This window comes from Saccharopolyspora sp. NPDC002686 (genome assembly GCF_040295745.1).
GTDB classification, from domain to species: domain Bacteria; phylum Actinomycetota; class Actinomycetes; order Mycobacteriales; family Pseudonocardiaceae; genus Saccharopolyspora; species Saccharopolyspora oryzae.
In genome coordinates, this window is the sequence record NZ_JBEOVY010000061.1 from 17,759 (window position 1) to 27,893 (window position 10,135).

General features: G+C 69.4%; 9 protein-coding genes. 6 read left to right on the forward strand and 3 right to left on the reverse strand.

Annotation, left to right across the window (positions count from 1 at the left end; all coding sequences use genetic code 11):
* The first annotated feature begins 176 nt into the window (after positions 1-176).
* From ABTZ89_RS10980 to ABTZ89_RS10990, 3 genes are all read left to right on the forward strand, one after another.
* Positions 177-458: a hypothetical protein gene (locus ABTZ89_RS10980; RefSeq protein WP_351042875.1), complete on the forward strand. Its 282-nt coding sequence runs from the start codon at positions 177-179 to the stop codon at positions 456-458.
* Between the two features lie 28 nt (positions 459-486).
* Positions 487-849 (forward strand): hypothetical protein, encoded by a 363-nt coding sequence (locus ABTZ89_RS10985; RefSeq protein ID WP_351042877.1) that lies wholly within the window; start codon positions 487-489, stop codon positions 847-849.
* Positions 850-1,098: 249 nt separating this feature from the next.
* On the forward strand, positions 1,099-2,886 hold the full coding sequence (locus ABTZ89_RS10990; RefSeq protein WP_351042879.1) for an FUSC family protein: 1,788 nt from the start codon (positions 1,099-1,101) through the stop codon (positions 2,884-2,886).
* Between the two features lie 258 nt (positions 2,887-3,144).
* On the opposite strand, the gene ABTZ89_RS10995 is transcribed toward ABTZ89_RS10990, so the two are convergent.
* The 3 genes from ABTZ89_RS10995 to ABTZ89_RS11005 form a co-directional block, all read right to left on the reverse strand.
* Positions 3,145-3,963 (reverse strand): nucleotidyltransferase domain-containing protein, encoded by an 819-nt coding sequence (locus ABTZ89_RS10995; RefSeq protein ID WP_351042882.1) that lies wholly within the window; start codon positions 3,961-3,963, stop codon positions 3,145-3,147.
* 271 nt (positions 3,964-4,234) lie between these two features.
* The gene (locus ABTZ89_RS11000) at positions 4,235-5,383 is read right to left on the reverse strand and encodes an aminotransferase class V-fold PLP-dependent enzyme (RefSeq protein WP_270947486.1); all 1,149 of its coding nucleotides are present in this window, start codon (positions 5,381-5,383) and stop codon (positions 4,235-4,237) included.
* Positions 5,384-5,476: 93 nt separating this feature from the next.
* Positions 5,477-6,439, reverse strand: coding sequence for a LacI family DNA-binding transcriptional regulator (locus ABTZ89_RS11005; RefSeq protein WP_270947485.1), 963 nt, complete (start codon positions 6,437-6,439; stop codon positions 5,477-5,479).
* Positions 6,440-6,546: 107 nt separating this feature from the next.
* On the opposite strand from ABTZ89_RS11005, the gene ABTZ89_RS11010 reads away from it, so the two are divergent.
* The 3 genes from ABTZ89_RS11010 to ABTZ89_RS11020 all read left to right on the forward strand — a co-directional run bounded on the left by ABTZ89_RS11010 (position 6,547) and on the right by ABTZ89_RS11020 (position 10,050).
* Positions 6,547-7,857 (forward strand): NCS2 family permease, encoded by a 1,311-nt coding sequence (locus ABTZ89_RS11010; protein ID WP_351042887.1) that lies wholly within the window; start codon positions 6,547-6,549, stop codon positions 7,855-7,857.
* A gap of 16 nt (positions 7,858-7,873) precedes the next feature.
* The gene (locus ABTZ89_RS11015; RefSeq protein WP_351042890.1) at positions 7,874-9,568 is read left to right on the forward strand and encodes an adenine deaminase; all 1,695 of its coding nucleotides are present in this window, start codon (positions 7,874-7,876) and stop codon (positions 9,566-9,568) included.
* Between the two features lie 122 nt (positions 9,569-9,690).
* Complete coding sequence (locus ABTZ89_RS11020) at positions 9,691-10,050, forward strand: YciI family protein (RefSeq protein ID WP_270947482.1); 360 nt, start codon at positions 9,691-9,693, stop codon at positions 10,048-10,050.
* Positions 10,051-10,135: the final 85 nt, after the last annotated feature.

Below are 10,135 nucleotides of genomic sequence, written 5' to 3' on the forward strand. Positions count from 1 at the left end.
GTCTAGGAGACCCCGTCGCGGCGGCGAAGCAGGAGAACGCGAGCCACGGCCACAGGCTAAACCCAGATGTGGCTCGATGCGCAACCACCCTTTCCACATGTTGAGAGCGCCGGTGCCCGCGAGGTGCGTGGAACCTGGCAGAGTGAGAGCGGACTCACGGGGAAGGGAGCGGGTTGATGGCGACGAAGAAGCGCCAGGGCGGGCTGGCGGTGCTGTTCCACGGGGTGGGCTTCCTGTTCGCCGCGATGCTCGTTCTGCACCTCCTGTTCCTCTTGACCGGTTTCGCCAGCGACGGGCCGCTCGCGGGGTCCGTGGCGCAGGCGGCCGAGCCGCTGGCGCTGTTCTTCCCGGGGTTGCTGTCGGTGGACGCCCCGGCGCTGCAAGTGCTGCTCGACTACGGGCTGGCCGCGTGCTTCTGGGTCCTGGTGGGCGGATTGCTCGGGCGAGTTTTCGCTTGATCGGCTTGCGGCGTGCCACACTGGATCTGTGGCTGACGACGTGAGCACCGGGGCGCACCGGAGCGGTGTGCGGCGCGATGATCTGCGCCGCGCGTGGCACCGGGGTCTCGGCGTGTTCACCTCGGTCGTCCGGTGGTTCGGCACGGCGTGCGCCGCGCTGCTGGCGGTGCACGTGGTCCTGACGGTCGGCAACGCCAACCCGGACAACGGCATCACCAAGTTCGTGGCGTCCTGGGCGGAGTTGCTGGCGCTGGGCTTCCAGGACCTGTTCATGCCGGCGGACCCGAAGCTCGAGGTGATCCTCAACTACGGCATGGCGGCCATCTTCTGGCTGATCATCACCTCGATGGCGACCAGGATCCTGAGCGCCGTCAACAGGTCGTCCACATAGGACTTCAGCACTCCGGTTCGAGCCGCCGCTCGCCGGGGCGAAGGGCGTCCGGACCTACCCGGAATCGGGGAGTTCCGGTGTGATCTGGATCTGCCTCGATCGGGTGTGATCGAGCCCGCGGTGTGATCCGGGTGCCGATCGCGGGTGCGCCGGTCTTCGGCGCGTGACAATCGAGCGCAGACCCCAGCCGCTCGGCGTGGAGCGCATGACCCTCGTCCCGAAGGGATGCGCATGCTGATGAGCCGAGCGTTGCCCCGACCTCTGTTGCCGGACTGGTTGCTGCGGCAGTTGCGGCCGAGGTCCATCCCCGCTGACTGGACGCGCGTGTGCGCGGTTGCTCTGGGCATCGGTGTTCCGCAGCTGTTCGGGCTGTTGACCGGCCGGACGGAGGAAGCGGTGCTCGCCTCGGTCGGCGCGCTGTGCGCGAGCTTCTCGGACCTGACCGGCTCGTACCGTTACCGGCTGCGCCGGGTCGGGCTGGCCGCGGTCCTGGGGGCGCTCGGGTTCGCCGCCGGAGCCGCCGCGCCCGGTCCGTGGTGGGCGGCCGCGGCCGTGCTCGCGGTAGCGGTGCCTTCCGTCTTGTCCAGTCGGATGGGCGACCTGTGGGCTTCCGGCGGCGCGCACATGCTGACGTTCTGCATCGTCGCCACCGGTGAGCAGTCGTCGACCCTGCCGGTGGGAGAGCAGATCGCCTGGTTCTTCGCCGGTGAGCTGCTGTTGTTCGCGCTGGTCGCGGCGACCTGGCCGGTTCGCGGCACCGCTCCGGCGCGCAGCGCGGTCGCGGGGATCTTCGACGCGACGCTGCGCATGCTCGATGCCGACGCGCCGCTGGCCGCGCGCCAAGAGCTGACCAAGGCGCTGAACACCGCGCACGACGTGCTGGTCGGCGGCGGCTCGATGTCCCGCAGCCGCGTGCGAGACCGCCTCTACCTCGTCTACACCCATGCCACTCCTATCGTCGAAGCCTCGGTCTCCCTCGTGCATGCGGGCGAACGCCCGTCGCCGCGCGCCCGTGATGCGCTGCGCACGCTGGCCCGCTGCATGCGCACCGGCGAGGTCCCGCCGCCGTACCGGCCGGCCACCGGTGGTTCGCCGTTGGCGCGTGCGCTGGACCGGGGCATCGCCGATCTGGTCAACGCGTTCCGGCTCGCGAAGCACTCCGCGGTGGCGAGCGAGAAGGAGCGCGTTCCCCTGACCTTCGGCCGCTCCACCTGGGCTCAGGTGCTGCGAATGGTGCTGTGCCTGGTGTTGGCCGAAGGGATCGGAATCCTCGCCGGGCTGGACCACCCGTACTGGATCGCGTTGACCGCCGCGCTGGTGCTCAAGCCGAACTCCGGTTCGGTCTTCGCCCGCACCGTGCTGCGGGCGGTCGGCACCGTTGCCGGAGTTCTGGTCGCCCTTCTGCTGCTCTCGTTGGTACCTCCCGGTTGGTGGTCGTTGCCGTTCATCGTCGTGCTGGCCGCCAAGCTGCCGGTCTCGATCGACCGCCACTACGGCCTGTTCAGCGCGGTCGTGACCGCCCTGGTGCTGTTGCAGATGAGCCAGATCGCGGAGTTCCACGCGGTGGCCCGGCTCGTCGACACCCTCGTCGGGTGCGCGATCGTGCTGGTCGTCGGTTTCCTGCTGCGGCCGTTGCACTGGGGACCGGACCTGGAGACCAGGTTCGCCGACGCCGTGGCGGCGGTGGCGGAGTACGTTTCCCAGTCGCTGGCCGGAGTTCAGCACGGTCGTTCGGCGCTGCGCCGTCGCACCTACCGCCAGCTGGCCGACCTCCGCGGTGCCCTCCAGCAGCAGTTGATGAACCCGGCCACGGCTTCGCAGGCCGAACGCTGGTGGCCGACGATCAGCGTGCTGGAGCGGGTGGTCGACGCGGCCACCGAGAAGGCGGTCCGCAACAACACCCACGACCTCCAGCAGGCCCAGCGCCTGGTGTCCACCATGCGCACCACGACCCGCCAGCTCCGAGCTGTCGAAGTGCCGCCGGCCCGGCTGCACGACGAGTTGGAGCTGGTCTACGCCGGAGTCGCTGGTAGGTGAGCACCCGGCGCGCGAGGAGGGGGATTGTGGCCCCGCACGCCGGGTGCGGTTGCCAGGATGGCCCACAAGATCAGTTCCGCGAATCAGGAGATCGACTGATTCAGCCCGAAGGTTGATCGGCCGATCGGCCAGGAAATATCGACCATTCGGCCGAGCTGTCGCAAATCGGAAGCGAGCGCCGGAGAACGCCCACAAGTCCAATTCGGACGGTCGAGTTGGTCGACCTGATCTTCCTCCCTCCGTCTACCGGCATTGCCGTCAGCTTCGGTGCCGCTCCGCGTAGCACCGGTGTGCATCGGCGATGACCATCTCGCCGAACGCGAGCACGTCCTGCCAGCGCTCCCCGGGATCCCCGTACAGCGACTGGTCGTCCTCCGCGCGGAGGATGCGCAGCCCCTCACGCACCACGCGGTGCCACCGCTCGGGGAACACCCGCAGCGCATGGCGACCCGCGCCGTCCTTGGACGTGATGTCGCCCGTGGTCAGCGTGTAGTGCAGCCGTGGAACTCCGGTGACCGTCCAGGCCGTGGCGTCGTCGGTCCGCGAGAACGGGCCGGGCGAGTCGACGAGTCCAGCGGTCCGGGCCAGCAGTCGTCCCCAGTACTCGTCGAGGTTCGCGTCCTGCCAAGCGGCCAGCACCTCGTCGTCCGCCCAAATGTCGAGGTCAGCGACTGCCGGACCGCGGCAGACGACTCCGTACCGCGCGAGGGTGTGCCACGTGACCGGGCTCAGCCGATCGCTCGTCGCGCGAAACCGTCCTTCTTCGATGCTCGGCCTGCCGACAGCGGCGTCCGGACCGCCGGCCAGGTCCTGCCACGTCAGGTAAGCACCGTCGAAGTGCAGTCCAGGGCGGCGTTCCCCGAGCCGGGCGTGAACGCGTTCCAGTGCAGCGAGAGCCACAGCGTCCGGTGGGTCTTCGCCCACCGCGACGAAGTCCACGTCGCTCGCGTGCGGCCGGAAGTCCCCGATCGCCACCGACCCCTCCAAGTACAGGCCGGTCACGAGCCCGCCCGCTTCGGCGTCGACCAGGTCCAGGTAGTCGGCAACGACTTCCGCCACGCGCGGATGCACAGTCATGCACCCAGTCTCCAGTGCCGAACCTGATTCGCCGAATCCCGGAGAACTCCCCGGATTTCCAGCGTGCTGCCCGAACTCGTACTTGCGGCACAAGGCCCATCGCACCCATGACTTGCTCCTCTCCAGCGGATGTCTGCTTTCGAGCATGCCGGGAGGATCAGCGGTGCGGATCGGTCAACAGGCCAGCGCGGATCGTCCTGCGGGCCAACAGGTTTCGGCCACTTGACCTAACTCGGCCGAGTGGTATGGCCCTTGCCGAAATCCCGAGCTGTCAGGAGACTTCGTGGAGGGTTGCGTGGAGTTGTTCGGCGGCTTCCCAGACGTCGACGTAGCGGAGCCAGGCCGGGGCGAAGCTCAGGCGGAGGAGGTCCGGTTCCGCGTGCTCCACGACGACGTCGCGGTCGAAGAGGGCGTCCGCGATGTGCTCGGCGTGCTGGTGGCGGAGGACCAGCTGCGAGCCGGTGGGCGAGGTCGACCGAACGATGTCGATCTTGGTGTCCGCGCAGAAGTCGTCCAGGCGGTCCAGGAACAGCTGGACCAGGCCGGCCGTCTTGGCGGCCAGCGCTTCCGCCGGGATGCCGGTCAGGATCGACAGCCCGGTGCGGAGTTCGGAGACCGACAGCGTCGATGCCGTACCGGTGAAGCCGTCGGCCAGCGGGTGCTGCACGCCAGCGCGGGTGCACACCGGGAAGGCGTCGTTGTGCCGGTCGGCGACGAAGGAGTAGGCGGGTGCTCCGGCTCCGCCGCCCAGGTAGCGGTGCCCGCAGCCGATGGCGAAGTCTGCGCGCCAGCCGCGCAGGTCCACGTTCAGCGCACCGGTCGAGTAGCTCAGGTCCCACAGCGCCAGCGCGCCGTGGCGGTGGATTTCGGAGGTGATAGCAGCGGAATCGCGCACTGCGCCGGTCCGCAGGTCGGTGTGCGACAGCACCACCACGGCCACTTCGTCGCCCGGCAGGGCGGCGAGCTCGGAGATGTCGTCGAACAGGTGCAGGCGGCCACCGATGTAGTCGGCGGCGGACTGGGCGAGGAATCGGTCCGCGGCGAAGCAGTCCCGTCCCATGGCGAGGATCGACCGGCCCGGGCGCAGTCGTGCGGCCGCGAGCAGGGCTTTGAACAGGTTGATCGACGTCGATTCGCCGACCGTGATCTCCTTCGGCGCGGCGCCGATCAGCGGGGCGAGCGCGATCGCGGCGAGCCGGGCTTCGCGGCGCCAGTCGGATTCACCGCGCGGGCGACCGGTGTGCGGTCCGCGCCGGTGCATGACGAAGCGGCGCAGCCGGTCGGTGGTGGTGCGCGCCGGTCCGCCGCTGTCACCGTCGAGGCGGATCAGGCCGGGTGGCAGGTCGTAGCGGACGCGCAGATCGGCGAGCACATCGGCATGGTCGAGCGCTTCGGCTGTTGATCTGGTGCTGGTCCACACGCGTGAATTCTTACCGCATTTCCGCACGTAATGTAACGAGGGAGGCGGCTGAATCCCGAATTTCGAGTGAATTCACACTTCGCGATCGGATGATCAACGCGGCGCTGCGGTGGTCTTGCCGATGACGAGGTTCACCGGAACCGAGCGATGGCGCGGTTCCGGTGAGCGTCCGTCGACCGCGCTGAGCAGCATGTCGACCGCTGACGAACCGGCCTCTTCGGAGGGCACGTGCAGCGCGGTCGCTTCCGGGACGGCCAGGCCGAGACCGGCGATGTTGTCCGCGCAGCACACGCTCAACGACTCCGGCACCTGGATGCCCAACTGCGCCAAGCGGTACAGCAGACCGAGGAACAGCGCACTGTTGTAGGCCACGGCAGCGGTGCATTCGCTGTTCAACAATGTGTCGACGATGTCGTTGCCGGCTTCGAAAGTCGGTGGCAGCGGTCCGAAAGCGACGACCTCGTGCCCGAACCCGCGCTGCAATCCCTCCAAGCGGCGCGGGTCGGCCCACGATCCGCGCGGTCCGCCGAGGTAGGCGATCCGCCGGTGGCCGAGCTCGGCCAGGTGCGCGCCCAGCTCGTCGAGCCCACCAGGGGTGTCGAGGAGCACCGACGGCACGCCGCGCACCCGCCGGTCGACCAGCACCAGCGGCACGTCCAGCGAGGTGAACAGCGAACTCGCCCCACGCGGGGCGATCGCCAGGAAGCCGTCCACCCGGTCGCGCATCCGGTCGATCAGCAGCCGTTCGCGCTCGGGCGATTCGTCGGTGACCACGACCAGCAGGTCGTTGCCGGCTTCTTCGGCGGCGCGCTGCGCACCGGCGATGATCGGCGCGTAGAAGGGGTTGGTCAGGTCCGGCACCAGCAGCGCCAGCAGGCGGCTGCGGCCGGTCGCGAGGGCTTGCGCCGACGGGTGGTAGCGGAAGCCGAGCTCGATCGCGGCGTCGCGGACCCGCTGCCGGGTGCGCTCGGCGACCATCTCCGGCCGCACCAGCGCACGCGACGCGGTCGCCACCGACACCCCGGCCTTGCGGGCCACGTCGGCCAGCCGCGCCATCGAGTCCTCCCTCGCGTTGTTTGACACCTTCATACCGCGCTGCTTAACCTCCCTGCAATCGCTTGCAATGCAAACGCTTGCAACGTTCACCAGGGGAGTCGCGACCGATGGTCGATGTGAAGCGGGCGAAGCTGGACCGCTGGTTCGGCTTGGCCGAGCGGGGCAGTTCGGTGCGCACCGAACTGCTCGCCGGGTTGAGCATGTTCTTCGCCTCGGCCTACGCGGTCGTGGTCATCCCCGGGATGCTCGCCAAGGCCGGGGTGCCGCACGAGGCGGCGACCACCGGCACGATCCTGACGATCGTGCTGGCCACGGCCGCGGTCGGCTTCTTCGCCAACATGCCGTTCGTGCTCGCGCCGGGCCTCGGCGGCACCGCGCTGGTCGCCGCCACGCTCATCCAGCAGCAGCACGTGCCGTACCCGGTGGCCATGGGCATGGTCTTCTGGTCGGGCATCGCGATCCTGGTGCTGTCGGTGCTGGGCCTGCGCGGACTGCTCGCCAAGGTGATCCCGGACAACATCCGGCTGGCCATCGGCACCGCGATCGGCCTGTTCATCGTCTACGTCGGGTTCAAGCTCTCCGGCATGCTCGAGCCGACCGCGAAGGGCCTGGACATCGGCGATCTCGGTTCGGCCGAGGTGCTGCTCGCGCTGGGCGGGATCGTGCTGGTCGCCGCGCTGCAGGCGCGGAAGGTGCCCGGCGCGTTCGTGATCGGCATCGTGGCGCTCACCATCATCGGCATCCCGCTGGGCGTCACCGAGCTGCCCGACCACTGGTTCCAGGCCCCGGCCGGCCTCGGTCCGGTGGCCTTCGACATCGACTTCTGGGGCGCGCTGCGACCCGAGTACCTGCAGTACCTGTTCGCGTTCTTCGCCTCGGAGCTGTTCTCCGCGACGGGCGTGGTGCTGGCGGTGACCGAGCGGATCGGCCCGACCCGGGACAGCGACCGGAACATCAACCGGACGTTCCTGGTCGACTCGGTGGCGATCACCGGCGGCTCGCTCGTCGGCGCCCCGTCGGTCACGACCTACGCCGAGTCCGCGGCCGGTTCCGACGCGGGCGGTCGCACCGGCCTGACCTCGCTGACCACGGCCGGGCTGTTCCTCCTGCTCCTGCTGCTGACGCCGTTCGCGACGATGATCCCGTCCGCGGCGACGGCCCCGGTGCTGATCGTGGTCGGGCTGAGCATGATGCGCGGCTTCCAGCGGGTCGACCTCAGCGACCTGACCGAGGCGGTCCCGGCGGCGCTGCTGGTGACATGCACGATCTTCTGGGGCAACTTCGGCAACGGCATCGCCGCCGCCCTCACCGCCTACGTCCTGATCAAGGTGGTCGCGGGCCGGTGGCGGGACGTCCACCTGGGCATGTGGATCCTGCTGCCGTTCCTGCTGCTCTTCTTCTTCACCAACGCCCACTGACCGGAAAGGGAGAGGCATGGCTGACCTGCGGATTTCCGGTGGGCGCGTGGTTTCGACGTTCACCGGGGAGGTGTTCGAGGCCGATGTGCTGATCACCGGCGAGGTGATCAGCGGTGTGGTGCCGCCGGGGGCCGGACCGGAGGCCGCCGAGGTGATCGATGCGGCGGGCCGGCTGGTCGTGCCCGGGTTCATCGATGCGCACATGCACGTCGAGAGCTCGTTCACCACACCGGCCGCCTTCGCCTGGTTGACGTTGCCGCGCGGGACGACGACGGTGCTCGCGGATCCGCACGAGATCGTCAACGTCGCGGGCAAGGCCGCGATGCGGTGGATGATCGAGCAGGGCGCGCGGAGTCCGCAGACGCAGCTGTGGGGTGTGCCGTCGTGCGTTCCCGCGCTGGCCGGGATGGAGTACTCCGGCGCGCACCTCGACCCCGAGGACGTGGACGAACTCCTCGGCTGGGACGGGGTTTCCGCGCTCGCCGAGGTGATGGACTACCGGGCTGTCGTGGCCGGTGACCAGCGGATGCACGACATCGTGCGGGTCGCCCGGGAGCGCGGGACGATCCTCGACGGGCACTGCCCGAACCTCTCCGGCGAGGAGCTCAGCGACTACCTGGCCACCGGCATCGACTCCGACCACACCAAGAACAGCCCCGAGGTCGCGGTGGAGAAGGCCCGGCTCGGCATGACGGTGATGTTGCAGGAGAAGTGCCTGCTCCCGGAGGTCGTCGGCGCGTTGACGGCGTTGCCGCAACTGCCGCCGCTGTGCCTGGTCACCGACGACCTCGCCGCCGACCACATCGCGGAGAAGGGCCACCTCGACCACATCGGGCGGAAGGCCGTCGAAGCCGGTCTCGCGCCGCTGGACGCCCTGCGGGCCCTGACCTGGAACCCCGCGCAGCGCCTGCGCAAGTACGACCGGGGCGTGGTCGCTCCGTCCAAGCGCGCCGACCTGCTGCTCCTCGACGGAGAGCTCCAGGACTTCGCGGTCCACACGGTCATCGCCGGCGGCACCGTGGTGGCCCGAGACGGCGCCGCGACCTACCCCGAGCCCGACGTCGAGCACCCCTTCGCCGGTTCGGTGCAGATCACCGACATCGCCGCGGACGAGTTCCGCTGGCACCTCGACCTCCCCGACGGCACCCACAAGTTCCGCGCCCTGCAGGTCAACCCGGTCGACACCTACACCCGGGCTGCCGAGGTCGAGCTCGAGGTCGTCGACGGCGAAGTCCGCTGGGAGGGCGAAGTCGCGCTCCTCTGGGTCCGCAACCGCCACGGCCGGCCGAACACCGCGTGCGTCCCGGTGATCGGCATGGACCTCGCCGACGGTGCCCTGACCACGACTTATGCCCACGACAGCCACAACTTCGTCACCTTGGGGACGACCCGGCGAGCGATGCGAGCCACCGCGGAAGCGGTGCTGGCCGACGACGGCGGAGTGGCGGTCGCGCACGCCGGAGGCGTGGTCGCGCGACTGCCGCTGGCCGTCGGAGGCGTCATGTCGGCGGAGCCGGCGGCGGAGGCCGTGGCGGGCAGCCGCCGAGTGCGCGAAGCGCTCGAGGCGTGGGGGTGGCGGCACGCGAACCCGTTCATGAGCGTGTCTACGCTGACGCTGGCGGTCTCGCCGAGCGTGAAGATCACCGACCTGGGGCTGGTCGACGTCCTCGCCCGCGACTGGACGCCGCAGGTCCTCGACTGCTGCCACTGATCCGTCGTCGCTGGTCAGCGCCTTCTCGAAGAAAGATGTGGTGAGATGTAGAAGTGCGGCCTCGTGCTCCGACTGATGGTCGGGAGCGCGCCGAGCGGGCGTGCGGGACGGGAGGACACCCGATGAAGTACGTCGCGATGATCTACGGCAACCAGGCCAAGTGGGACTCCTTCCCGGCGGAGCAGTGGCCGGAGGCGATCGCCAAGCAGGACGCCTTCAACACCAAGTACCGCGAGACCGGCGAACTGATCGGCGCCTACGGCCTGGCGGACGCGGCGAACGCCCAGCTCATCCGCCGCAAGGACGGTGCTCCGGCGGTCACCGACGGCCCGTACCTGGAGACCAAGGAGTACCTCGCCAGCTTCTACCTGCTCGACTGCGAGAACCTCGAGCGCGCGCAGCAGATCGCAGCGGACATGCCCTTCGCCGATCAGGAACCGGTGGAGCTGTGGCCGATCCTGCACGAAGCGGGAGACATGTGAGCAGCGTCAAGCCATGGTCCGATCCGCTCAAGATATTCGGATCGCTCAGGCAGGACACCGGTATGCATGAGAACGGAGCGAAGGT